Here is a 23,309-nt window from a genome sequence, read left to right on the forward strand (position 1 = left end):
ACTATTCACTATACCATCCTTGAAGGACGTAGGTACGATGGGAAACGGTCTCGTTCGGGTGCTCTCTCATCCGGTGTTCCTGTCCGGTTTCTTGAGTTGGTTCTGTGCGCAGGTGATCAAGCTCCTGGTGGAGGCGTTGAAGAGGAGACGGAGATTCGCCTCTCCCCTGCTCCCCGTGGTCCTCTGGAAGACGGGTGGGATGCCTTCGAGCCATTCGGCCCTGGTGACCGCCCTCGCGACTTCGATCGGGTTCCATGATGGGGCCGATTCCTCGCTCTTCTTCCTGAGTGTCTTCTACGCCGCCATCATCATAAGGGATGCAGTGGGGGTGCGGAAGGCGGCGGGTCAGCAGGCACAGGTCCTCAATCGTCTTGGTGAGGGCGTTCGGGAGAAGCTGGGGGTGGAGTTCACGCCGGTGAAGGAGGTGACCCACGGCCATACCTTCCCGGAAGTGGGGGTGGGTATGGTCCTCGGTTTCTCCATCGCCCTGGTGGTGAGTCTTCTCTCGTAGGAGGGATCCGGTGCCCAGGAGGGAGGTGCAGGATATCCGTGCGTACTGGAGTGGGGTCGGAGGGGGCGTGCTCTTCGTGGGGGCCCTCGTGCTCATGATGTTCCTGTCGGACGGGTCGGGCGGCTGGGAGGGGGTCCAGGTGCTGGGGATACGAGAGAGCGTGGCTCCGGAGGTGGTGGTGGAGGCGCTCGAGAGGAAGGGCCTGGGGCCGGTGGTGTGGGAGGGGAGCCAGGAGGTGGAGTTGTGGGAGGGACGGGAGCTGGGGCGGTACAGGCTCAGGGATCTCCCTTCGAGACTCGATCCGGCCGATCCGAGGTACGATCCCTACCTCTCATGGTTGCCTTCGATGTTCGAAGGGAGGGTGGGTGGAGAGGTCGTCTCCCTCCTCTACGTGCCGCAGCGACACGGCGCCCTCTGGTTTCTCTTCGAGGTGCTCCCGGTGCTCCGGGCCTTTCCCGGAAAGGTGGTGCTCATGGGGCAGGGGTGGCCGGTGAGGTTCTTCCTCGCCGGGGTGTTCCTGGGACTCCTCGTGTGGTGGGCCTGGGGGAGATGGGGCGTGTGGGCCGTGGCGGGTGGTGTGGGTTGGGTGGTCGTGGTGGGGACCGGAGGGGTGGGGATGGTGCCCGCCGCCGCCTCAGGGATGGTGAGTTTTCTGCTCCTCCTGCCGCCGGTTGCCGAGGTGATGGAGAGAGGGGTCCTGTGGGGATGGAGGTGGGAGGAGTGGGGCGGGGTCGTGTGGTGGGGAGTGATCCATCTCACGGTGGTGGTGGGATGGGCGGTCTTCATCGGGAGCTGGGCGGTGGTGTCGGCCCTGCTGGTGGAGTGTGGAGTGGTGGGGATGATGATCGCCTACTTCACGTGGTGGCGGAGCCGGCTCTCACATCGGGTCTTTCGTCCGGTACCCCTCAGAAGACGTACCCGTACCGACTCCGGCAGAAACCTCCCCCGCTGGGGGTGGGGGCTCCTGCTCCTGATATGTGCCACGATTGCTGCCGGCGCGGGGCTTGCCGGGGACGAGGTGGAGATTCCCCTTCCCGGGGAGGGACCGTGGTGGCAGGGGGCTGACGGCTATCTCGCACACCGGGCCTTCCAGGAGGGCTTTCTGTTCAACGTGCCGTTCGAGCTTCCCACCCAGGGGACGACAGTGACCCTCCCCCGCTACCGGGTTGTAGGGAATGAGGTCGTGAGGGAGGAGGTGGTGGTTCTCGTGTTCGATGCGGCTTGGTTTCGGAGGGTGGAGGATCTTTCTCCCAATAGACTCGAACATCTCTTTCTCGGCACGGGGAGGAATGTCTCATTCGTCCCCTCACAGCTGACGGTCCAGTGGCGTTGGCCTGTGCAGGCGGCGGGCCTCCTCATCCTTCTTCTCCTGCTCCTGCCCGAGATTCTCAAGAGGGGGGCGGGTTTGACTTTTGAAACCAGGTATGGTATGAGAGCAGCCATCCGGAAGGAGGGGAGGCAGGTCGCATGAGGTCGCTCCTTGCCGGCCGCGTGAGAGGCGGTCTGGAGTTCCGTTCCTATGTACAGACGGTGGATCGTCGGGTGGTGAACGCATCCCTTCCCAAGGTGGTGGTGATCCCTCTCGCATGGGGAAGGATGGAGGCTTCCCATCCTGTGGTGAAGCCGGGCGATGAGGTGAAGGAGGGTCAGTTGCTCGCGAAACCGGCGAGCGTCCTGGGGACGCCCCTCTATTCCTCGGTTCCCGGGAGGGTACGGGACATCGTCCCTGTCTCCCTTCCGGAGGGTGAACGGGAGGCCGTGATCTTGGACCTCGCCGGGACCTTCGAGCGTCGCGCGAAAGACCGGACGTCCGACTGGGCTGATATGACGCCGGAGAAACTCTGGAAGCGGCTCTTCTCGTCGGGGGTGATCCGGCACGGGAACGTTCCCCTCCCGATCGGGAGGTTCCTCCCGCCGCCGGGTCGTAAGGCCGAGGCCTTGGTCTGCGCCTGTTTCTCTGCGGAGCCGTGGCGGTATACCGAGGAGCTGCTCCTCGGGCTCCGGCGCGAGGCCGTGGCCGAGGGGCTCCGCATCCTCGTGCGCACCGTGATGCCCAAGGAGGTGCATCTGGTCTTCCCTGAAGAGGAGAGAACGGTTTCCCGCCTCTTCGTCAGGGACCTGGGGGATCCGGGTATTCCCGTGCGGATCCACCATGTCGCGAGACGGTATCCCTTCACCTCGGACGAGATGCTCCTCGAGCTTGTGGGAGGGGCACGCCTCACCTGGGGTAGGCTTCCCGTGGACGAGGGATTCGTGATCGCGGAACCCTCCACTCTCCTCGCGGTGAGGGATGCGGTCGTCGGCGGGAGGCCTGTGCTCGAACAGGTGGTTCTGGTGGGTGGCGATGTAGTGGAGCGCCCCGTTCTCGTGAAGGTCCGGCTGGGTATGCCCGTATTCGATCTCCTCTCCCAGGAGGGGACGATGCCCGGTCCCGATGTGGATCCGATGGTCTTCCTGGGAGGACCTCTCTCCGGCAGGGAGGTCTCATGGCTCGGGGTACCGCTGCTTCCCGGCGTGGATGTGGTGACGCTCCTCGGGAGAGGGGCGACAGGGGGGGAGGAACCGTGCATCCACTGCAGCCGCTGTGCGCAGGTCTGTCCGAGGGGGCTCGAGCCCTGGCTCCTCCACGAGGCCCTCGGAAGAGGGGACGAGCGACTCCTTTCCGGAGGAGCGATCGAGGGGTGTATAGGTTGCAACCTGTGCAGTTTCGTCTGTCCCTCGGCCATTCCCCTCGCGGATCGGTTCAGGGAGTATCTCGAGAAGGAGGGGGAAGGTCATGGAGAGGGTTGACGGTGGGAGGCTCGTCCTGGGCTCCAGGCAGGTCTACGAGGGGAAGAAGGTGCTCGCCCTGCTCCCGGTGCTGGGGGGGATGGCGGTGCTCTTCGGTCCGGAGGGGCTCCTGCCGACCGCGGCTGCAATCGTGGGGAGCCTCGGCGCGGACCTCCTCATGGCGCGTCTCTTCTCCCGAAGGGTACGGCCCTCGTGGGATGCGGTGGGGCTCGGGCTCCTCGTGGGGCTCTTCCTGCCTCCCGGACTCCATCCCGTTGCCGGGTTTCTCGCCGCGGTCTTCGGTCAGGTGGTGGCGCGCTGGACCTTCGGCGGCCCTGCTCGCGCCTGGTTCCATCCTGCGGTGGCGGCCGTGCTCTTCGCCGTGGTCTCCTTTCCCTTCGATGCGGGAAGCTACCTTCCGCCGCTCTTCGGGGATCGGGTGCAGGGACTCCCGCTCTTCGTCGAGGCGAAGCGTCTCCTCTCGGGGCTCCGGGGGGGGAGCGTCCTCCAGATGGTGGGGCTCACCCCGAGCGGGATCGACGTGCGGGTCACGGGTGTGCTCAACGATGTGATCTTCGTGCCCCTTCGTTCGTATCTTCCCGATGGATACGTGGATCTCGCATTGGGGAACGTGCCGGGTGCGGTGGGCGCGCAGATGGGGCTCTTCGTCTTCCTCGGTGCCCTGATCCTCGTGTACGAGGAGGCGGTGCGGGTGGATCTCCCCTTCCTCTTCCTGGGGGCTTACACCCTCCTCGTCTTCGTTGCAGGAGGGGGACCGGAGGGAGGAGCCGACGTGCTCTTCTACCTGGGTGCCACCGATGTGGTACTCACCGCCTTCTTCCTCGTCCCCGATGAGGTCTCCAGGCCTTCCAGGGCGGGACTCCTTCCCTGGTATGCGGTTGCGGGAGGCCTCCTGGCCGGGCTCTTCTCCCTGGGTGGGGCCTTTCCCTATCCCGGGCTCCTTTGTGCCGCGGTGCTCAACCTCACGGTCCCGCTCGTGGATCACCTTTCCGTAGCCCGGGTGGGGGGTCGCGCATGAGGCACGTGCTCGATCAACGCTTCGATGTGGGGTTGGTGGTGCTCTTCTTCCTCTCGACGCTCGCGCTGATAGGGAGCGGCTATGTCTTCCTGGGCGGGAGGCTGGAGGACCGGGATGCGGTGGGGGTGCGTCTCGTGCTCGGGGGGGAGGGATTGCAGGTGGAGGAGATGGGGCTTCCTGTTTCCGCAGGGAGCGTGTATCGGGTGTCGGGCGAGGGGGAAGGGGTGTGGGCCGTGGCGCTCCCGGTGGTGTGGCGCGAGGCGGGGCTCGTGGTGGTGCTCTATGATGGAACGGGTGCGGTCGTGGATGTGCGGTTCCCCTACGGGCTCGAGGCGGGAGGGGACGATCCGTACGATACGGATCGTCTCAGGCGGCTCCTCCTGGATCGGAGTGCCCGGCGTCTGTGGCACGAGGTGAAAGGGGTCGATCCTCTCCTGCTCCGGAAGGTGGAGGAGGCGGTGCGCCTCGGACGATCGCTCCTCGAGGAAGGAGGTCTCCTCTAGATGGAAAGGGCGGGTTTCTTTCACGGCAACATCCTCCTGGTCGCGGGGTGCGGGCTCGCCCCGGCGCTCGCACTCACCACGAGGTTCGGCTACGGTCTCCTTCTCGGACTCGTGGCCTGGGGCCTGCTCCTCTTCCTCTCGCTCCTCTTCTCCTCGTTCAGGGAGTACCTGCGCAACCGCCAGATGCAGCTCGCGGTCTTCTTCATCGTGGGAGGAACCACGGTGAGTCTCATGGAGCTCGGTTTCAGGGCCTGGGCACCGGAGGTGCTCAGGGTGCTCGGGTTGTACCTGCCGGTGCTGGTGGTGGGTTCGCTCGTGTGGGGGTACGGGGTGGCCTACGGTCTCTCCCACCGTCCCAAGCGCACGTTCCGGATGGCGATGCGTGTGGGCGGGGGATATGCGGCGGCCGTGGTGGTGATGGCCTTCGTGAGGGAGCTTCTGGGCTACGGTGCTCTCAGTCTGGTGCCCTTCGCCGATGTGGTCTTGGTGGTGCCGGGGCTCGGGGACCTGCCCCTGCGGGCGGCGGTGGCCCCTGCGGGTGCCTTCTTCGTCTTCGGTTACCTCGCCGCCCTGGTGCGGCTCGCAGGGAGGGATGGTGATGCCCGCTGATGCGCTTCTCTACCTCGGACCTTCGCACCTCGCGTTCGCCTTCTTCCTGGGGCTCTCCCTCCTGTTCTCCGGTGTCTCCCGTGTGAGGGATGCGTTCTTCCTGGGCGGGGTGGTCACGGGTCTCCTGCTCCTCGCCGGGCTCTACCAGTATGCCCTCGAGCGGTGGGTCCTCTCGGCCCTGGATGTGCGGGCCTTCAGGCTCATGGGGTTCCTTCTCGGGTTCGGAGGCGTGCTCGTGCTCCTTTTCCAGATCCTCAGGTATCTCGCGCCGGGAGAGGACGATCGGTGGCTCGAACTGGTGATGCGTGGCGATCTCGTGGCGCTGGTGCTCGGCGGGGTGCTCGTGGTGCTCGAGGGTGAGGGGTCGCTCGGCTGGTCGCTCTGGGGGCTCCTCTGGGCGGGTGTGGGGTTCGCCGCAGGGCTCCTCTTCTACGTGGGGATCCTTCACCGGGTGGAGGGGCCGGAGGTGCCCGGGCCGCTCAGGGGGCTTCCGGTGCGGGCGGTCTGTGCGGGTCTCGTGGCCTTGGTGGTCGAGGTGACGGGGTACGCTCTGTACCCTCTGTTCGTATAGGAGGTTGGTGTGGCGGAGCGTGATGTGGTGTTCATGAGACGGGCACTCGCCCTCGCACGGAGGGCCGAGGGGCGGACGTCGCCCAATCCCATGGTGGGTGCCGTGGTCGTGAAGGATGGGCGCGTGGTGGGTGAGGGTTTCCACGAGCGGGCCGGGCTCCCTCATGCCGAGGTGACGGCCCTCTCCGAGGCGGGGGGGGAGGCGCGGGGTGCGGAGATGTACGTGACCCTCGAGCCGTGCTGTCACTGGGGGAGGACCCCGCCGTGTACGGATGCGATCCTCAAGGCCGGGGTGCGGAGGGTGGTGGTGGCGTGCAGGGACCCGAATCCGCAGGTGGCGGGCAAGGGGCTTTCGATCCTCGCCGAAGCGGGGGTGGAGGTGGAGGTGGGGGTGCTCTCCCGGGAGGCGCGGTGGCTCAACAGGGGGTTCATCTCGAGGATGGAGCGGGGGAGGCCGTGGGTGGTGGCCAAGGTGGCCGCCTCTCTCGATGGGAGGATCGCCCTGCCGGATGGACGTTCGAAGTGGATCACGGGTGAGGCGTCCCGACGCGAGGTGCACCGGTTGCGCGCGGGGAGCGATGTGCTCGTCACGGGGATCGGCACGGTGCTGGCCGACGATCCGGCCTTCACGGTGCGGGTTCCGGTGGGGGAAGGGCGGGATCCCGGGGTGGTGGTGTTGGATACACGGGGAAGGCTCCCGGTGGGGGCCCGGGTCGTACGGGAGGGTACGGTGGTGATGGTGGGGCCGGGGGTGGATGAGGGTTGGCGCGGGGAGATGGAGAGGCGAGGGGTGCGGGTGGTGGAGATGGGGGTCAGGGGGGAGAGGGTGGATGTGGAGGCGGTGTGTGCGTGGCTTGGGCAGGAGGGGGTGAATGTCGTGATGGTGGAGGCGGGGGCCGGGGTGACGGGGGCGTTCCTCGAGGCGGGGGTGGTGGATGAGCTGGTGGTGTTCGTGGCGCCGAGGGTCCTGGGTGAGGGAAGGGGATGGGTGGAGGGGCGTGTGCTGGAGGGGTTGGGGGAACGGGAGTGGGAGGTGCGTGAGGTGCGGGGGGTGGGGGAGGATGCGGTGGTGCGGTGCGTGCGGCGGGGGTGGGTGTAGGAGTCTTGTACGAGGAGGGGTACGGTGTTCACAGGTATCGTTCGTGAGATCGGTGTGGTGCGGGAGGTGAGGAGGGAGGGGGGAGGGCTGGTGGTGCGGGTGGAGGGGCCGGGGGTGGTGGGGGTGTTGGAGGTAGGGGCGAGTGTGGCGGTGGACGGGGTGTGCCTCACGGTCACGGCCCTGGATGAGCGTACGTTCCGTGCGGACGTGAGCTACGAGACGGCGGCGCGGAGTACGCTGGGGGGGGTGCGCGTGGGGAGGAGGGTGAACCTGGAGCCGGCGTTGGCGGTGGGCGAGCGGTTGGGGGGGCATCTGGTGTCGGGGCACGTGGATGGTGTGGGGCGGGTGATGGTGCGGGAGCGACGGAGCGGGGGGGAGTACTTCGCCGTCTGGGTACCGCCGGAGCTGAGGAAATACATCGCTCCCAAGGCCTCGGTGGCGGTCGACGGTGTCAGCCTCACCGTTGCCGAGAAACTCCCCGAAGGGTTCAGTGTGGTCGTCATTCCCCATACCCTTGCGGTCACCACCCTCTCGGATCGACGCCAGGGAGAGCCGGTGAACCTCGAGTGCGACATCCTCGCCAAGTACGTGGAGAGCCTCCTCCTCGAGGGAGGCTCGGGCACGGGCGGCCTCACCATCGAACGGCTCCGCGACCTCGGGTTCTAGACGTACCTCCCTTTTCGATACAAAAGGATTGGAGTATTATAGACCACAGAACGAGGAGTGAGGGACGAACATGGCGAGTGAAGAGACGCATGACATATTCGCCTCGATCGAGGAGGCCATAGAGGAATTCCGGGCGGGCCGCCCTCTCGTGGTGGTCGACGATGAGGAGCGGGAGAACGAGGGTGACGTGATCGTGGCGGCCGAAAAGATCACCCCCGAGCTCGTGAACTTCATGGCCAAGGAGGCCCGGGGCCTCATCTGTGTGGCCATCACCGAGGAGCGGGCCAAGGAGCTCGATCTCGAGCCCATGACGCCGGAGAACGAGGACACCCTGGAGACGGCCTTCACCGTGTCTGTCGATGCAGTGGGCACAGGCACGGGGATCTCCGCCCATGACAGGGCCCTCACCACGCGGAAGCTCGTGGATCCCGAGGCGAGACCGGAGGACTTCCGCCGCCCCGGACACGTCTTCCCGCTCCGGGCCAAACCCGGCGGGGTGCTGCGGCGCGCCGGGCACACCGAGGCGGCCGTGGATCTCGCCCGGCTCGCGGGGCTCTATCCTGCCGGTGTCATCTGCGAGATTATGAAGGACGACGGCTCCATGGCCCGGCTTCCCGACCTCGTGGAGTACTGCAGGAGACACGGTCTCAAGCTCATAAGCATCGCCCAGCTCATCGACTACCGGAGGAGGCAGGAGAAACTGGTCCGAAGAGAGGCCGAGGCCTTCCTCCCCACGAAGTGGGGCGAGTTCCGTGCCATCGCCTACACCGAAGTGCTCACGGGGGAGACGCACCTGGCCCTGGTGAAAGGGGACGTCGCAGGCAAGAAGGATGTCCTCGTGCGGGTCCACTCCGAATGCCTCACGGGAGATACGCTCGGTTCTCTCCGGTGCGACTGCGGGCAACAGCTCGCGGCCGCACTCGAGCGCATAGAGAAGGAAGGCCTGGGTGTGCTCCTCTACATGCGTCAGGAGGGGAGGGGCATAGGCCTCGCCAACAAAATCAAGGCCTACGCCCTCCAGGACCAGGGTCATGACACCGTGCAGGCGAACATCGCCCTCGGGTTCCCGCCCGATCTGCGGGACTACGGGATCGGAGCGCAGATCCTCGTCGATCTGGGCCTCTCTTCGATCCGCCTCATGACCAACAATCCCAAGAAGATCGCGGGCCTTTCGGGATACGGCCTCACGGTGACGAAAAGGGAACCCATCGAGGTGCCGCCGAATCCGCGCAACGAATACTATCTCGAGACGAAAAAAATAAAGATGGGTCACCTCCTGGCTGTGGTGCAGGAAAAGGGCGGTTCGTCCGAATCGCTTCATCAGGGGAACGTACGGAGCGGAGGAGACCCACACGAGGAGGAACGATGAATCCAGGGAAGATCGTGGAAGGGAGACTCATAGGAAAGGGACTCTCGTTCGCCATCGTGGCGAGCAGGTTCAACGAGTTCATCACCACCAAGCTCATCGAAGGGGCGATGGACGCCCTGGTTCGACATGATGTGGACCCTGCACAGGTGGATCTCGTGTGGGTGCCGGGCTCGTTCGAGATCCCACTCACCGCCAAGCGGCTCGCCGCCTCGGGGAAGTATCATGCCGTGATCTGCCTCGGTGCGGTGATCAGGGGCGCCACCCCCCACTTCGACTACGTGGCGGCCGAGGTCGCCAAAGGCGTGGCCCTCGCAGGCCTCGAGACCGGGCTGCCCGTGATCTTCGGAGTCCTCACCACCGACACGATCGAGCAGGCCGTCGAGCGTGCGGGCACCAAGTCGGGAAACAAGGGATGGGACGCCGCCGTGAGCGCCATAGAAATGGCCAACCTCTTCTCCCAGCTGTGATCCCCCGGGTGTGTCGGGTGGTCTCGTAGTGGCGACCGTCCGGTGGAGCAAAGGCGAGGCGGCTAGGAGGGACGCCGCTTCGCCGCCTTCCTGAGCCGGTCCATCACCGCCCGTCCCAACCCCACCTCCGGCACCGCTTCCGCATAGATCCGCGCCACCCCCGCCTCTTCCAGCCGGTGCAGCCCCTCGAACAGACCCGCCGCCGCTTCCTGCAGATCCCCTCGCGGCGAGAGCACCTCCACCGCCCGGAACGCAGGCTCCTCCGGCGCGCCCCTGAACGCCAGCAGTCCCGCCTCGCGCGCCTCCTCGGCCCCCGGCATCGCTCCCCCCTCCAGCACCACCACCGGCACCGAAGGCGCATAGTGCCAGGGCAGCATCCCCGGCGCCTCCTGCGCCCCTTCCCGCTCCGGTCCCCCCACCACCACCGCACCCCGGCCCACCGCCTCCTCCAGCGCCTCCACCGGCACCCCGCCCGGCCGGAGCACCCGCACCTGCCCGCCCTCCACCCGCACCACCGTCGACTCCACCCCCACCTCGCACGCCCCCCCGTCCAGCACCAACGCCACCCTCCCCCCGAGCTGACCCGCCACGTGCCCCGCCCTCGTGGGACTCAGCGACCCGAAACGATTCGCGCTCGGCGCGGCGATCGGGACCTCCGCCTTCTCTATGAGCCTCCGCGCCACAGGATGCGCCGGCATCCGCACCCCCACCGTGGGGAGCCCTGCGGTCACGATCCCCGGCACCCGCTCCCCCTTCGGCAACACCAGCGTGAGCGGGCCCGGCCAGAACCGCGCCATGAGCGTCCTGGCAAGATCGGGCACCTCCCTCACCACCTCTCCCACCATCTCCTCACCCGAGATGTGGACGATGAGCGGATCGAAGAGCGGCCGCTCCTTTATCTCGAAGATCCTCGCCACCGCAACCGCATCCAGGGCATTCGCCCCGAGCCCGTAGACCGTCTCGGTGGGAAAGGCCACCGCCTCGCCCTCGCGCAGGAGGCGCGCCGCCTCCTCTATCGTTTCATCCGTGGCGGGCACCACCCTCGTCTCTTTCACCCTACGAACTCCCTTATCACGCGGAGCACCTCGGAAAGCGGCCTCACCTTGAACCACTCCCTCCCCGTCAGCTCGTTCGCATAGGCCATGTACATCTCCGAGATCGCCTGGGCGAACTCCCGAGGGAGCGGCGGCGGCTCCATACCCACCCGCTCCTTCCAGTGGACCCTGTCCTCCTTCTTCGCCTCCTCCACCCGCCGGTACCACTCCGTCCTGCGATAGAAAATCCGCGCCACCTCCTTGCTCACCGGGATCCCCCGGTAGGTGAAGCGACACTCGTCCAGGGTCCCCAGGGCATCCACCAGGACGAGCCGCCTCCCCTCGTCGAAGGCGTACTCGACCTTGCCATCCTCGTGATCGAGCCCCAGCCTTCTCGTCTCCTCTGTGATGAGCCTATCCAGGAAGCGCGTGCGTTCCTTGAGCGCTGCCACCTCCTCCTCCGAGAGCCCTGCGATCCGCTGCGCCTCCTCCCACGAGAGGTAGCGGTCGGTCTCCTCGAGCTTGGTCGACACATCAAGCATGGGAGGATCGAGCCGCATCCCCGGCTCAGGCGGGCCGGCGAGCCCCAGATCCTCGTGCGTGAGCGCCCCCGAGGCGAGCCGCCTGAACAGCGAAGATCCCGGCGGGAGGCTGTTCCGGTAGATCACCTCGAGCGGGATGAGGAAGTTGCCGGAAAGCCCGGCGAAGATCCCGTAGTCGTACTCGCCGTTCCTGCGGGACGGCCGCACCACCCGAAAGAGTCGGCAGGCGAGCTCCCTCACCGGCCCCCTCGCCTCGGAGAGACGCACCACCCTCCCGTCCTCCACCACACCCAGATAGTGGGAGGGGATCCCCTCTTCGGCGAGACGCTCGAAGAAGTAGGCCGTGGCGATACAGATCGCAGCCCCCTTGTGGGCGATGTCGTCCGGCATCTTGCCCCAATCGAAGACCGAGTACCTGTCCGAGAACCTGAACCGGCCTTCTCCCGGCTCCCGGTCGCTCGGCGCTTTCACCACCTCGAGATCCTTCACGCTCCCCATGACGTCTCCTTTCGATGAGGTACGGAGTGTATAGCATAAATATACGGAGATGTACAGCATAAGTATGCACAGGAGGGGAGCAGGCGGCTCTCGATCTTATGATGCGTCTTCTGACGTGCCGATCGTGCGGACTCTCCCCCTGACGGATGGCCCCTCACTCCAAGGCACCGGGTATGAGCCAGAGGGGACGCTTCGCCCCATGAAATCCCTCCTCACAGATCATGTCGACGGGAAGAGAGAGCCTCCCCCGGAGCCCATGCCGGAACGTGAGGAAGGATCGTCGGATTCTGCGATGATCACCTTGATTCCCAGTTTTTCGAATTCGGATCGATCTTTTTCCGAAATTCCCTCGTCCGTGATGAGGTAATCTATCTGATCGAGTACATTGATGGCGGCGAAGGCATGTTTATGTATCTTTGTGGAATCCACCAGGAGAAACACCTCGTCCGATGATTCTATCATCGCCCGTTTCACAGGAAGATCACTGATTCCGGGATAGGTGAGTCCCTCCCTCAGAGAAACCCCCGCGGCCGCAAGAAAGAGCCTGTCGGCATGCATGTTGTCGAAGAAGGAAGCAGCCTTCTCTCCCGTGAGGGAGAGGGTCGGGCGCTTGAACTCTCCACCCGTCATATGGATCTCGATAGTGGGCTCCACTCCGAGAAGAAGTGCAATATTCAAGGCATTGGTGATCACACGGAGCCCTTGGATATGTATGATATTCTTCGCCAGCTCTGTCACCGTCGTCCCGGAGTCCAGGATGATGGTGGAATTCGGTTCCACGAATTCGGCGGCCTTCCTCCCGATGCGGGCCTTGAGTTCCATATTCTCTTTGTGTTCGAGGGAAAGCGTCTGCACACTCTCAGGGAGGGTTTTCAGGTAGGCACCCCCGTGACAGCGGACCACTGCGCCTGACTTCTCCAGTTTGTATAGATCCTGCCGGATCGTTGGTTCACTCACTCGGAAGAGCTTGCCCAGTTCGCTTACCTTGACACTTCCGTTTTCCCTTATGAGTTCCAATATCTTCCGACGCCGCTCCTCTGCCAGCATAGACTTTCACTCCCTTACGTTAGTTAGTGGAAGAGAGGTCAAACGATCTTTCGATTCGTATCCCTCTGTTGTGTTATTCTACGAGGTGCTTGTTGTTACGTCAACGATCACCGGCAGGCGGGACTGTCAATGGGGAGTGTTGAAATTGAGCTGGAGTTGATAAGGGGTGCGTCTCCCCACCTCTTGTATCACCTGCATGCCCACCACGTAGAGGCCTACCACCTCATCCGCATGGGCACGGCTCATATACCCAGGATACCTCCGCAGAAAGCTCCTCATGTGTCGAAACATGTTCTCCGCAAGGTTGCTCGTCCTCACCTTCTCCTTCCACTCATAGGGTAACTCCAGATAGGAGAAGACTCGTTCCCTCCGCCACAGGAGAGCAGCCGTCATCCGGGGGGCCTTCGTCGCCCACTTCTTCACGAATGCCTCGAACGCTTCCTCTGCCTCCTCCTTCCCTCCTGCCTCAAAGAGCCTCCAGTACTCAGTCCGAAAGGCTCGCCTCTCCTCCTGGAGGTGAGCCTTCTTCCCCTTCTGGTCCCCCATATCCTGCAGAAGCTTCTGCTCAAGGGTGCATTGCAGGTGCCAGAGGCATACCTGCTTCTTCGCCTCAGGATACACGGTCTCCACCGCCTGCCAGATCCCCTCTGCCTCGTCGGCCACCACCAGTTCCACCTCCTCAAGCCCTCGCTCATAGAGCCTGGTAAGGAGTCGCTCGTAGCTCGCCCGGTCCTCCTGCTCCGCAACGACCCAGTCGAGGAGCTCATGAGACCCGTCCTCCTTCACCCCCACGGCACTCAAGATCACCAGCCCCCTCCTCCCTTTTCCCCTCAGCCTTCCCCACACCCCATCCAGCACGAGCGCCTTCACCCCGCTGAGGGGCCTCCTCCGCCACCGCTCCTTCTCCTCGCGAAGACCTTTGATGAGCCTAAGGAGTGTCTGTGGATGTGCCTCTCCTATCCCCAGCTCTCGCAGGAGCATGGTCCACCTTCGGGCACTCATCCCTCCTACATACCCGAGGAGAAGCTCTTCGGTGAGGGCCTTGAGCCTGTGCTCATAGGTCACCAGCCTCACCTCTTTCCCGCAGCTGGTGCGGATGCGCGGCACTCGTGCCTCAGTAAGGGTTCCCCATGGGATCTGGACTGTCTTCCACTTCCTGTAGCCGTACCGGTAGGAGGCTCCCTCCTCCCGTCCTCCGCGGGCATATCGCTTTCTTCCCACTATTTCGTCTCTCAGTGCCTCAAGGAGGTGCTCCAGGTAACTCTTGTACGTCTGGAGCACGTTCTCGCGTACCTCGAGCCTTTTGCGCTGTTTTCACGCAACGATAGGTAAAGACATTACAAGCGGGTGGGGATTTATTTTACCCCAAAAAAGCGGTCCAACGGTGCGATAGTAAGGGGAAAACGAGGTCGGAGTTGAAAAATTGACCCCAAAAAAGAGGGCCCCCGGGTTTTTCCATGATAGAATCATGGTAGCAGAAAACCGACGGAGGGGCCCATGGCAAGTATAGCACAGAAATCACTTTTTTGCTGGCACGATGTAGAAGCATTGGGGGATTTACATCGGCTTCGGCTGGTGTTGGAGAACCTGCCGGATGAGGAACTGATGCAGCAGCTGGAACAGAGGCGAGGGAGAGGCCGGAATGAATATCCGGTACGGGCGATGTGGAACTCGCTCGTTGCGGGGATAGTGTTTCAGCACCCGAGCATCGAGCAGCTACGCCGGGAGCTCTTGCGGAACGGGCAACTGAGGGACCTGTGTGGATTTGATCCTACCCGGGGAAGCGATGCGGTACCCAGTGCCAGCGCGTACAGCCGGTTTCTTTCCACCTTGAGGAAGCGGAGTATCCGGGAAGCACTGGTAAGGGTGTTTACCAGCCTGGTGGATCAGTGCTACCGGGAGCTGCCTGGATTTGGGCGGCGGCTGGGAGCCGATGGGAAGGGGATAGCAAGCGTTGCCCGTCGAAGGGGGAAGGGTGCCGGAGACCGGCGAGGGGAGCACGATGCGGACTGGGGGTGTCATGAGTATGTGTATCAGAATGAACGGGGGGAGGTGCAGAAGTCGGTAAAGAAATGGTTCGGGTTTACGGTGCACCTCCTTGCGGATACAGCGTATGAACTGCCGGTGGCCTTTACGGTGAGTCGGGCCTCAAAGCACGAGGTGCCGGTGATGCGAAAGCTGATTCGGTCCCTGGATCGCCATAGGCCGCATATACTCAAGGCGGCGGAAGTGTTCACGGCCGACCGGGGCTATGATGATGGCACGTTGATAGATCTGTTGTGGCACGAGCACCGGATCAAACCGGTCATCGATATTCGCAACCTGTGGAAAGATGGAGAACAGACCAGGCTGGTCCCGGGGACAAGAAATGTGGTGTATGACTACCAAGGGACGGTGAGTTGTGTCTGTATGGCCACGGGGACGCAGCGGGAGATGGCCTACCGGGGATTTGAAGAGAAGCGGGGCACGTTGAAGTACGGCTGTCCTGCGGTGCACTATGGGTATGAGTGTGCAGGCAAAGCCTCCTGTCCCTTGGCCTCCTGTATTCGGATCCCCCTCTCCACGGACCGCAGAGTCTTCACGCCTCTCGCCCGGTCTTCGTATCGGTGGAAGCGGGAGTATGCCAAGCGAACGGCCTTGGAGCGGATCCACAGCCGGCTGGATCGAAGCTTTAGCCTGGAACTCCACACGATCCGGGGGCAGGAGAAACTGTCGGTTCACCTCACGCTGGTGTTTTCTGTCATGAGTGCCCTTGCCCTGGGACGAGTGCGAGAGAACCAGCCAAACCAGATGCGCTCCCTGATCAGGCCTGCGGCCTAACGAGCGGTCTTACCGAAACCGATCCCCCGTATCCACGTTCCCTTGAGGAATCCTGAGGGAAGGTGTGTCCGGTTCGGATACAGAACCGCCGTGCTGGAGAGAACGCGAGTGAACCATCGTGCATAGTGTACCGTTCTGAGTACTATTCCGGATGAGAATACGGTAACGTTGACACCCTAAGCAGACATTACAGAGCGTTGTTGCCCAGGATTCCCGTTGGGTTACTAAAAAAGCAGTACAGCGCAAAAGCCTCCCATAGTATTCGGATTGACAGGAGTGCTCCTCTCCTTGTTCCACGGTCTTCTGGAAAAGGTGTTCAATGATTTCAGGTCTCAGATTCCCGCAACTGAAAGAGCTCGTACAAGAGTAAATGGATTACTTGCCGAATCGGTTGCTCAGTTGCGGAGTCTGGAGGTATTGGAAAGGCATGTAGCCGGGATTTCAGGATCTCTTACAGAGATCGAGGGAAAAATCGAGAAAGTTGATGGGAAGACGGTAAATCTGAATGAGCAATATTCGGTGACAATAGATTCATTGGGATACATTGAGGAAAATGTAGAGAAACTCAATGAGCTGGCAGGTATTCAAACTGATGCACTGGTGGAGAGCTCTTCTATCTTGGAAGAGGTGGTTGGGGGCATAAAAGAAGTCTCTTCTGTGATCGATAAAGGCTATCAGAAAGTGGGGGCTCTCATGGTACGGGCACATGAAGGGGAAGTGGTTGTCGATAAGGCGAGAAAAACATTTGAGTTGCTTTCTAGGCAAATAGAAAGCATAAAAGTCATGATGGAGCTTATTTCAGAGATCAGTGAACAGACCAATTTACTGGCCATGAATGCAGCCATCGAGGCTGCTCATGCCGGTGATTATGGAAGGGGCTTTGCTGTAGTGGCAGGGGAGATCAGGAAATTGTCGGTTTCCAGTAGTGATAAGGTGAAACAAATAGTAGCAGCTCTAGAGCACCTTGTTAGTGCTATAAACGAAAGGTGATTACCATTTTTGAGCCACCTGTGGTATAATGTGGTATAATACCGAAGAGAGAGGTGGCACGGATATGGACGTCGTAAGCCTTTCAACACTTGCAAGCGATAGAGAGAAAACGGTCTCCTATCTAAGAGAGAAAAGACTCCTCGTCACGTACACCCGGTGTTCCTTCTGTGGAAGTGAGCATATAGGCGAGGTGAGACGAGAGAAGTACAAGTGCTACCAGTGCAGGAAAGAGTGGAGCATACGACGAGGGAGCATCTTCGAGGGGATGAAGCTCTCCTGGGAGAAGATCCTCTGGGCGATGAAACTCTTTGAGATGGAGCTTACCGCCCATCAGGCAGCCTTGCAGCTAGGGATGTGATATGAGGTGACATTGCGGCTCTACACGTTGTTCAGGGAAGCGATCTGGGTGAGGGCACAGAAGGAGGGGAAAAGGCTTTTAGGAGGAGAAGTGGAAATGGATGAGAGTTATTTCGGTGGAAGGAGAAGAGGGAAGCGTGGGAGGGGAGCAGAGGGGAAGGTGCCGGTGTTTGGGATTCTTGAGAGGGGAGGGAAGGTCCAGGTGGAAGTGGTGGAAGGAGTGAGGGCGGAGGATCTTCTTCGCCTGGCAGTGAAGAAGGTGAAGCGAGGCTCCCTGGTGTATACGGATAGATACAAGAGCTATGATGGTATACTGCGTCCCGTAGGAGTGGACACGGAGAAATGGTAGAGGTAAGACTGGAATAAGGGAGGAGGACGCAGATGAAGAAGCGGACATGGACCACTGAAGAGAAACTTGCGATCGTCCTGGAAGGACTCCGAGGCGAACGGCAGATCGCCGAGATCTGCCGGGAACACCAGATCAGCCAGACGATGTACTACCGATGGCGGGACAGGTTTCTGGAAGGGGGCACGAGAGCCCTTGCAGACGGCAGGAAGGAGAAGGACACCTATCGAGCGAAGATAGAGCAGCTTGAGAAGATCATAGCGAAGCAGGCGATCCAGATCGAGATACTAAAAAAACGAAGGAGCTGTTGGGGAGATAGAGGCGGTGGAGCGGCTGGTGGGGGAAGGGTACCGGGTGAAGGATGCGTGTGAGGCGTTTGGCGTGAGTCGGAGCCGGTACTATGCGAGGAGGAAAAGGGGGCAGAAGGTGGGGAAGAAGCGGGAGGAGAAGGAGAGGGACGATGGGCGGCTTATGGAGAAGATCAGGGATCTTGTGGGGGAGCATCCGTACTGGGGGTACAGGCGGGTGGCGTGGTGGTTGAGGAGGCGGGAGGGGGAGGAGGTGAGCGAGAAGCGGGTGAGAGGACTTATGAAGGGTGCGGGGCTTATGTGTAGACGGGAGAAGAAGAAAGCGAGACGTGGGAGTGGGCGAGGGAAGCCGGTGGCGAGGAGACCGAGGGAGTGGTGGGGGATCGACATGACGAAGGTGCTGGTGAAAGGGATAGGATGGGTCTATCTCGTGATCGTACTTGACTGGTACACGAAGAAGCTGGTGGGGTGGAAGGTGTCGGTGAGGGGGAGGAGTGAGGAGTGGTGTGCGGCGATGGAGATGGCGGTGGAGCGGGAGTTTCCCGAGGGGGTGAGGGGGAGAGGGCTTCGGCTGGTGAGTGACAACGGGAGCCAACCGTTGAGCCGGTCGTTCATGAAGGCGATGGAGGTATTGGGGATCGAACAGGTGTTCACGAGCTACAACAATCCGAAGGGGAATGCGGACACGGAGCGGATGATACGGACGATGAAGGAGGAGCTGTTGTGGCTGCGGGAGTGGGAGCACGTGGGGGAGCTGGAGGAGGCGGTGAGGGGATGGGCGGAGGAGTACAACCGGCACTATGTCCACAGTGCGCTAGGGTACAGGAGCCCCGAGGAATATGAGGCCCTTTGGGCGCAGATGCAAGGAGAGGAGGTCGCATGACCCCTTTAGGTACTACCATTTCTCCCTACCCTTTTTGTCTTGACTTAATGGGCGCAGTACAATGGGCTTGTGAGCTATGGATTCACACACAAACGGATTGATCATGGGAGGAGGTTTGCGAATGGGAAGGTGTACATTAACGGGATAGAGGGGTTTTGGAGTTATGCGAAAGGGCGGCTGCTCCAGCATCACGGGGTGAGTGTAGAACGTTTTCCGCTCTACTTGAAAGAATTGGAGTGGCGGTATAATCATAGGGAGGAGGATCTATTCGAGCTTCTGCTGGATGTGCTTAGAGAATACTCTCAGGTGGCAGATAATAGATAATCACCTTAATATTTGTAGTGATGAGTCTGGTTGTTGACTAGTCGGTGTTTGTTTATTGATCTCGGCTACTCTTACAAATATAAGGGGGCGGGAGGAGCCCCGCCCCCTTACATGAGGAGGTTGCTATGAGCCGAGTACGGCTCTCACCTTCACTGTGGTACCCTCTGGCGCGAGTGGAAGGATGACCCCTGTCTCGGTGGGGCCTCGGTGCTCGTTCACGGGGACTTCCCTGCCGTCGATGAAGAGGCGGGCCACGCCCTTCTCTACGTGTGAGGGGTTCTCCACGGTGATCTCGTAGGTCGCCCCGCGGTAGATCCGCTTCACGGTGTAGCCCTCCCACTCCGCGGGGATGCAGGGGTCGATCACCAGGCCGTCGAACTCAGGCCTAATGCCGAGGATCCACTGGCTTATGGCCACGAAGTTCCAGGCTGCGGTGCCCGTGAGCCATGAGTTTTTCGCCTCGCCGTGTCTCCGGGCATCCTTGCCTGCGATCATCTGGGCGTACACATAGGGCTCGGTTCGGTGGATCTCGCTGATGTCTTCCAGGTACGCAGGTGCGATCTTGCGGTAGTACTCCCAGGCACGGGACCCTCGTCCGGCCTTTGCCTCGGCGATCATCACCCAGGGGTTGTTGTGGCAGAAGATGCCCGCGTTCTCCTTGTAGCCGGGAGGATAGCTCGAGATCTCGCCGAGCTCCACGTAGTACCTGCTGTACGCAGGCTGCTGGAGCACGATGCCGTACTTCGTGTCGAGGTGCTTCTTCACCGAGTCGAGGGCCTTGATGGGATACCCTTTGTCCTTACCGATTTCGGCCATGCCGCACATGCCCTGAGGCTCGATGAAGATCTTGCCTTCCTCACAGTCCTTACTTCCCACCTTTCTTCCATAGTAGTCGTAGGCCCTGAGGTACCACTCGCCGTCCCATCCGTGCTCTTCGACGGTCCTGATCATGTTCTGGATGTGCTGTTCTGCCTGGTTCGCCTCCTCCTCGAGCCCTTGTCTCCGACAGATCTCCACGTAGTCCCTTCCGGCGTACACGAAGAGGCCGGCGATGAAGACAGACTCGGCGGTGCGACCCTTCTTGTTGTCAGCGGTCTGGAAGGATTCGTCGGGGTTGGTGGAGAAGCAGTTGAGGTTGAGACAGTCGTTCCAGTCAGCGCGGCCTATGAGGGGGAGGCCATGGGGGCCGAGGTTGTTGACCACGTGGTAGAAGGACCGGCGCAGGTGTTCGAGGAGCGGGGCGGCCATGGCCGGGTCGTGGTCAAAGGGCACCTGTTCGTCGAGGATGGACCAATCGCCTGTCTCCTTGATGTAGGCGGCGGTGGAGAGGATGAGCCAGAGCGGGTCGTCGTTGAAGTCGCCGCCTATGTCGTTGTTGCCGCGTTTGGTGAGGGGCTGGTACTGATGGTAGCACCCTCCGTCTTCCATCTGGGTGGCTGCCACGTCCAGGATGCGTTGGCGGGCGAGGGCCGGTATCTGGTGCATGGAGCCGAGGATGTCCTGGTTGGTGTCCCTGAAGCCGATGCCCCGGCCGATACCCGACTCGAAGTACGAGGCGCTCCGGGCCATGTGGTAGGTGACGATACACTGGTACTGGTTCCAGATGTTGACCTGTCGCATGAGCTTTTCCTCTTTGTGGGTGAGGACAAAGCGGCCGAGCAGGTCGTCCCAATAGGCCTTGAGGTCGGCAAAGGCCCGGTCCACCTCTTCCTTCTTCGAGAAGCGGTCGATGATGGCGCGGGCAGGCTTCTTGTTGATGATGCCGGGCGCCTCCCACTTCTCGTCATCGGGATTCTCCACGTAGCCGAGGATGAGGGTGAGGGAGCGCGATTCTCCCGGTTCGAGATGGAGGTCGAAGCGGTGTACCGCAATGGGTGCCCACCCGTCGGCCACGGACTGGTAGGTGGTTCCTTCGAGCACGGCCCTGGAGTCCTGAAACCCGTTGTAGAGGCCGAAGAAGGTCTCCCTGTCGGAGTCGAAGCCGCTGTGGGGTGTGGTGCTCGCGTAGAAGGCGTAGTGGTTGCGCCGTTCCCGGTACTCGGTCTTGTGATAGATGACCGAGTCGGCGATCTCCACCTCGCCGGTGGAGAAGTTGCGCTGGAAATTGGTGAAATCGTCGAGGGCGTTCCAGAGGCACCACTCGAGACCCGCGTAGAAGGTGAGGTCTTTGGGCCGGTGTCCTTTGTTGGTGATGACCACATCCTGGAGCTCTGCGTGCACGCCTCGAGGCACGAAGAACCTGATGCGGACCTCTACCCCCTCCTTCTCGCCGGTGATGATGGTGTAGCCCATGCCGTGACGGCACTCGTACCGATCGAGGGGGGTGCGGGCCGGTTTCCAGGCGGGCGACCAGATGGTGGTGCCGTCCTTTATATAGAAGAAACGGGATCCCTCATCGGTGGGTACGTTGTTGTATCGATACCGGGTGATCCTCCGAAAGCGGGCGTCTCGGTAGAACGAGTAGCCGCCTGCAAAGTTGGAGACAAGGGAAAAGAAGGCCTCCTGGCCGAGGTAGTTGATCCAGGGATAGGGGGTCCGGGGAGTGGTGATGACGTACTCTTTCCGTGCGTCGTCGAAGTCTCCGAATTTCATGTGCGCCTCGCTCTATTGAGTTTATTTCACACGTCAACCAACACGATAGAGGAAAATCCTCGTGCTGTCAAGTGTGAAAAGAGGTTTATAAACGTGCGTGCAAAAAATCGACGAGCAGAGAAGGCTGGAGCGTGTGGGGAGGTGTGCCGATAGGGGAAGAGGAGGTGTGTATGGAGGTGAGAGAGCGGCTTGCCCGGTTGCGTGAGGTGATGCGGGAGGAGGGCCTTGCGGGGTATGTGGTCCACGATGCCGATCCGCACCTGAGCGAGTATCCGCCCGAGCATTGGAAGGTGCGGTCGTACTTCTCGGGGTTCGAGGGATCGGCGGGGGTGCTGGTGGTGACGCAGGATCGGGTGGGGCTCTGGACCGACAGCCGGTACTTCCTCGAGGCCGAGGCGGTGCTCGAGGGCACGGGGATCGAGTTGTTTCGCGAGGGGACTGCAGGGGTACCGTGGTGGGGGGAGTGGGTGGCGCAGGAGGTGGGTGAGGGGGGTGTGGTGGGGTTCGACGGGAGGGTGTGGGCAAAGGGGGTGGTGGACCGGCTGCGGTGGGTGTGTGGGGAGGCGGGGGTGAGGGTGAGGAGTGTGGACCTCGCAGGGAGGGTGTGGAAGGGAAGGCCGCCTCTCCCTGCTGAGCCTGTGTGGCTGGTGCCCGAGGCGAGGGTGGGGATGAGCAGGAGGGAGAAGCTGCGGAGGGTGAGGGAGGAGCTTGAACGGATGGAGGCGGATTGGGTGTTCCTCGCAGGGCTCGATGAGGTGTGCTGGCTGTGCAACATACGGGGTGGGGATGTGGCGTACAACCCGGTGGCGCTGGGGTATGCGCTGGTGGGGAAGGAGGAGGGGTGGGTGTTCCTGCAGGAGGGGGCGGTGGGGCCTGAGGTGAGGGCGGCGCTGGAGCGGGATGGGTGGGGGGTGAGGGGGTACGGGGAGGTGGAGGAGGCGGTCAGGGGGGTGTGGCGGCGGGTGTGGCTGGATCCGGAGCGGGTGCCTGCGGTGGTGTGGGACTGGGTGCAGGGGGAGGTGGTGGAGGCAGGCTCGCCGGTTGCGGGGATGAAGGTGCGGAAGACGAGGGCGGAGCGGGAGGGGTTCGAGGGGGCGATGGTGTGGGATGGGAGGGCACTGGTGCGGTTCGTGCGGTGGCTTGAGGGGGAGTGGGAGCAGGGGAGGGTGTACACGGAGCGGGAGCTGGCGGGAAGGCTCGCGGAGGAACGGAAGGCGGAGGAGGGGTTCATCTGCGAGAGCTTCGCCCCTATCGTGGGGTTTGGGCCGAACGGCGCGGTGGTGCACTACAATCCGGCGAGGGGTGTGCCGGCGCGGGTGGAGGGGGATGGGCTGCTTCTTGTGGACAGCGGCGCGCACTACCGGTGGGGCTCTACCGACATCACACGGGTCTTCTGCAAGGGCACGCCCACCGAGGAGCAGCGGCGTGACTACACCCTCGTGCTCAAGGCCCACATCGCCCTTGCCTCCACGGCCTTTCCCGCAGGGCTCTCGGGGTTCCACCTGGATGTGCTCGCCAGAGGAGTCCTCGCCCGCCATGGATTGGGCTATGGGCATGGGACCGGGCACGGGGTAGGCCACGTGCTGTGCGTGCATGAAGGCCCCATATCCTTCAGGCCGGATGGAAAGGCCTTCCCCCTGGATGAGGGTATGGTGCTCTCGATAGAGCCCGGGGTGTACCGCCCCGGTAAGTGGGGGGTCAGGCTGGAAAACCTCGTGTGGGTGGAGGGGCGCGAGCAGAACGAGTTCGGCAGGTTCCTTGGCTTCAGGCCGCTGACCCTCTTCCCGTTCGAACGTTCGCTCATCGTGAGGGAGCTCCTCACCCATGAGGAGCTCGCCTGGCTCGACGACTACCACCGGATGGTGTGGGAGGTCCTTGGATCGGCGCTCGATGGGGAGGATGCACGGTGGCTCGAGGCCCGGTGCCGGTCTCTCTGAGGGATGGTGGATCGCGGCCGTTCCTGCTA

Annotated in this window: 20 protein-coding genes and 3 pseudogenes; 18 read left to right on the top strand and 5 right to left on the bottom strand. The window is 62.4% G+C overall.

What is annotated here, in order from left to right:
- The first annotated feature begins 37 nt into the window (after nucleotides 1-37).
- From SPITH_RS02310 to ribH, 11 genes are all read left to right on the top strand, one after another.
- Nucleotides 38-511 carry a divergent PAP2 family protein gene (locus SPITH_RS02310; protein ID WP_014624138.1) on the top strand — a complete coding sequence of 158 codons (474 nt, stop codon included), beginning with the start codon at nucleotides 38-40 and terminating at the stop codon, nucleotides 509-511.
- A 10-nt stretch (nucleotides 512-521) separates the two neighbouring features.
- Nucleotides 522-1,982, top strand: a complete 1,461-nt coding sequence (locus SPITH_RS02315) for a hypothetical protein (RefSeq protein WP_014624139.1) — start codon at nucleotides 522-524, stop codon at nucleotides 1,980-1,982.
- The gene (locus tag SPITH_RS02320) at nucleotides 1,979-3,301 is read left to right on the top strand and encodes an NADH dehydrogenase (protein WP_014624140.1); all 1,323 of its coding nucleotides are present in this window, start codon (nucleotides 1,979-1,981) and stop codon (nucleotides 3,299-3,301) included. Before SPITH_RS02315 ends, SPITH_RS02320 begins: the two co-directional genes overlap by 4 nt.
- Nucleotides 3,288-4,319 carry an RnfABCDGE type electron transport complex subunit D gene (locus SPITH_RS02325; protein WP_014624141.1) on the top strand — a complete coding sequence of 344 codons (1,032 nt, stop codon included), beginning with the start codon at nucleotides 3,288-3,290 and terminating at the stop codon, nucleotides 4,317-4,319. Before SPITH_RS02320 ends, SPITH_RS02325 begins: the two co-directional genes overlap by 14 nt.
- A complete protein-coding gene (locus tag SPITH_RS02330) occupies nucleotides 4,316-4,822 on the top strand; it encodes a hypothetical protein (protein ID WP_014624142.1) in 507 nt (168 codons plus the stop codon). Before SPITH_RS02325 ends, SPITH_RS02330 begins: the two co-directional genes overlap by 4 nt.
- Nucleotides 4,823-5,431: an Rnf-Nqr domain containing protein gene (locus SPITH_RS02335; RefSeq protein WP_014624143.1), complete on the top strand. Its 609-nt coding sequence runs from the start codon at nucleotides 4,823-4,825 to the stop codon at nucleotides 5,429-5,431.
- A complete protein-coding gene (locus tag SPITH_RS02340; RefSeq protein WP_014624144.1) occupies nucleotides 5,421-6,002 on the top strand; it encodes an Rnf-Nqr domain containing protein in 582 nt (193 codons plus the stop codon). The genes SPITH_RS02335 and SPITH_RS02340 overlap by 11 nt, the downstream gene beginning before the upstream one ends.
- Nucleotides 6,003-6,011: 9 nt before the next feature.
- Nucleotides 6,012-7,100 carry a bifunctional diaminohydroxyphosphoribosylaminopyrimidine deaminase/5-amino-6-(5-phosphoribosylamino)uracil reductase RibD gene (gene ribD, locus SPITH_RS02345; protein WP_014624145.1) on the top strand — a complete coding sequence of 363 codons (1,089 nt, stop codon included), beginning with the start codon at nucleotides 6,012-6,014 and terminating at the stop codon, nucleotides 7,098-7,100.
- Nucleotides 7,101-7,124: 24 nt separating this feature from the next.
- A complete protein-coding gene (locus tag SPITH_RS02350) occupies nucleotides 7,125-7,766 on the top strand; it encodes a riboflavin synthase (RefSeq protein WP_014624146.1) in 642 nt (213 codons plus the stop codon).
- Between the two features lie 70 nt (nucleotides 7,767-7,836).
- A complete protein-coding gene (locus SPITH_RS02355) occupies nucleotides 7,837-9,135 on the top strand; it encodes a bifunctional 3,4-dihydroxy-2-butanone-4-phosphate synthase/GTP cyclohydrolase II (RefSeq protein ID WP_014624147.1) in 1,299 nt (432 codons plus the stop codon).
- Complete coding sequence (gene ribH / locus SPITH_RS02360; RefSeq protein ID WP_014624148.1) at nucleotides 9,132-9,602, top strand: 6,7-dimethyl-8-ribityllumazine synthase; 471 nt, start codon at nucleotides 9,132-9,134, stop codon at nucleotides 9,600-9,602. The genes SPITH_RS02355 and ribH overlap by 4 nt, the downstream gene beginning before the upstream one ends.
- A 62-nt stretch (nucleotides 9,603-9,664) precedes the next feature.
- Here ribH and SPITH_RS02365 read toward each other — a convergent pair whose 3' ends face one another.
- From SPITH_RS02365 to SPITH_RS02380, 4 genes and pseudogenes are all read right to left on the bottom strand, one after another.
- The gene (locus SPITH_RS02365; protein WP_014624149.1) at nucleotides 9,665-10,657 is read right to left on the bottom strand and encodes an L-threonylcarbamoyladenylate synthase; all 993 of its coding nucleotides are present in this window, start codon (nucleotides 10,655-10,657) and stop codon (nucleotides 9,665-9,667) included.
- A complete protein-coding gene (locus SPITH_RS02370; RefSeq protein ID WP_014624150.1) occupies nucleotides 10,654-11,676 on the bottom strand; it encodes a phosphoribosylaminoimidazolesuccinocarboxamide synthase in 1,023 nt (340 codons plus the stop codon). Before SPITH_RS02370 ends, SPITH_RS02365 begins: the two co-directional genes overlap by 4 nt.
- Nucleotides 11,677-11,895: 219 nt before the next feature.
- Complete coding sequence (locus tag SPITH_RS02375) at nucleotides 11,896-12,723, bottom strand: DeoR/GlpR family DNA-binding transcription regulator (RefSeq protein WP_014624151.1); 828 nt, start codon at nucleotides 12,721-12,723, stop codon at nucleotides 11,896-11,898.
- Between the two features lie 126 nt (nucleotides 12,724-12,849).
- Nucleotides 12,850-14,019 (bottom strand): annotated as a pseudogene (locus tag SPITH_RS02380) (IS256 family transposase); the annotation flags it as partial.
- A 201-nt stretch (nucleotides 14,020-14,220) separates the two neighbouring features.
- On the opposite strand from SPITH_RS02380, the gene SPITH_RS02385 reads away from it, so the two are divergent.
- From SPITH_RS02385 to SPITH_RS02410, 6 genes and pseudogenes are all read left to right on the top strand, one after another.
- Nucleotides 14,221-15,543, top strand: coding sequence for a transposase (locus SPITH_RS02385; protein WP_014624153.1), 1,323 nt, complete (start codon nucleotides 14,221-14,223; stop codon nucleotides 15,541-15,543).
- A 276-nt stretch (nucleotides 15,544-15,819) separates the two neighbouring features.
- A complete protein-coding gene (locus SPITH_RS12265) occupies nucleotides 15,820-16,533 on the top strand; it encodes a methyl-accepting chemotaxis protein (RefSeq protein WP_041623980.1) in 714 nt (237 codons plus the stop codon).
- A gap of 64 nt (nucleotides 16,534-16,597) precedes the next feature.
- The gene (locus SPITH_RS12360) at nucleotides 16,598-16,891 is read left to right on the top strand and encodes a hypothetical protein (protein WP_245523429.1); all 294 of its coding nucleotides are present in this window, start codon (nucleotides 16,598-16,600) and stop codon (nucleotides 16,889-16,891) included.
- 84 nt (nucleotides 16,892-16,975) lie between these two features.
- A pseudogene (locus tag SPITH_RS12365) lies at nucleotides 16,976-17,206 on the top strand (transposase); the annotation flags it as partial.
- 65 nt (nucleotides 17,207-17,271) lie between these two features.
- Nucleotides 17,272-18,427 (top strand): IS3 family transposase gene (locus SPITH_RS02405; protein ID WP_014624154.1). Its coding sequence is split into 2 segments (ribosomal slippage): nucleotides 17,272-17,528 and nucleotides 17,527-18,427, totalling 1,158 coding nucleotides; the frame shifts between segments, so codons are not numbered across the junction.
- A gap of 57 nt (nucleotides 18,428-18,484) precedes the next feature.
- Nucleotides 18,485-18,751, top strand: a pseudogene (locus SPITH_RS02410) (transposase); the annotation flags it as partial.
- A gap of 123 nt (nucleotides 18,752-18,874) precedes the next feature.
- On the opposite strand, the gene SPITH_RS02415 reads toward SPITH_RS02410, so the two are convergent.
- Entirely contained in the window at nucleotides 18,875-21,343 is a 2,469-nt protein-coding gene (locus tag SPITH_RS02415; RefSeq protein ID WP_014624155.1) for a glycoside hydrolase family 94 protein, read from the bottom strand.
- 170 nt (nucleotides 21,344-21,513) lie between these two features.
- Between SPITH_RS02415 and SPITH_RS02420 the strand changes: the two genes are divergently transcribed.
- Complete coding sequence (locus tag SPITH_RS02420; RefSeq protein ID WP_014624156.1) at nucleotides 21,514-23,280, top strand: M24 family metallopeptidase; 1,767 nt, start codon at nucleotides 21,514-21,516, stop codon at nucleotides 23,278-23,280.
- Nucleotides 23,281-23,309 lie beyond the last annotated feature (29 nt).

The organism is Spirochaeta thermophila DSM 6578 (assembly GCF_000184345.1).
Classification (GTDB): domain Bacteria; phylum Spirochaetota; class Spirochaetia; order Winmispirales; family Winmispiraceae; genus Winmispira; species Winmispira thermophila.

Coding starts and splice junctions, on each gene's coding strand:
- SPITH_RS02355 (WP_014624147.1), top strand. CDS start 7,837: ATGGCGAGTGAAGAGACGCATGACATATTCGCCTCGATCGAGGAGGCC.
- SPITH_RS02415 (WP_014624155.1), bottom strand. CDS start 21,343: ATGAAATTCGGAGACTTCGACGACGCACGGAAAGAGTACGTCATCACC.
- SPITH_RS02330 (WP_014624142.1), top strand. CDS start 4,316: ATGAGGCACGTGCTCGATCAACGCTTCGATGTGGGGTTGGTGGTGCTC.
- SPITH_RS02320 (WP_014624140.1), top strand. CDS start 1,979: ATGAGGTCGCTCCTTGCCGGCCGCGTGAGAGGCGGTCTGGAGTTCCGT.
- SPITH_RS02340 (WP_014624144.1), top strand. CDS start 5,421: ATGCCCGCTGATGCGCTTCTCTACCTCGGACCTTCGCACCTCGCGTTC.
- SPITH_RS02375 (WP_014624151.1), bottom strand. CDS start 12,723: ATGCTGGCAGAGGAGCGGCGTCGGAAGATATTGGAACTCATAAGGGAA.
- SPITH_RS02325 (WP_014624141.1), top strand. CDS start 3,288: ATGGAGAGGGTTGACGGTGGGAGGCTCGTCCTGGGCTCCAGGCAGGTC.
- SPITH_RS02370 (WP_014624150.1), bottom strand. CDS start 11,676: ATGGGGAGCGTGAAGGATCTCGAGGTGGTGAAAGCGCCGAGCGACCGG.
- SPITH_RS02420 (WP_014624156.1), top strand. CDS start 21,514: ATGGAGGTGAGAGAGCGGCTTGCCCGGTTGCGTGAGGTGATGCGGGAG.
- SPITH_RS02310 (WP_014624138.1), top strand. CDS start 38: ATGGGAAACGGTCTCGTTCGGGTGCTCTCTCATCCGGTGTTCCTGTCC.
- SPITH_RS02335 (WP_014624143.1), top strand. CDS start 4,823: ATGGAAAGGGCGGGTTTCTTTCACGGCAACATCCTCCTGGTCGCGGGG.
- SPITH_RS12360 (WP_245523429.1), top strand. CDS start 16,598: ATGGACGTCGTAAGCCTTTCAACACTTGCAAGCGATAGAGAGAAAACG.
- SPITH_RS02385 (WP_014624153.1), top strand. CDS start 14,221: ATGGCAAGTATAGCACAGAAATCACTTTTTTGCTGGCACGATGTAGAA.
- ribH (WP_014624148.1), top strand. CDS start 9,132: ATGAATCCAGGGAAGATCGTGGAAGGGAGACTCATAGGAAAGGGACTC.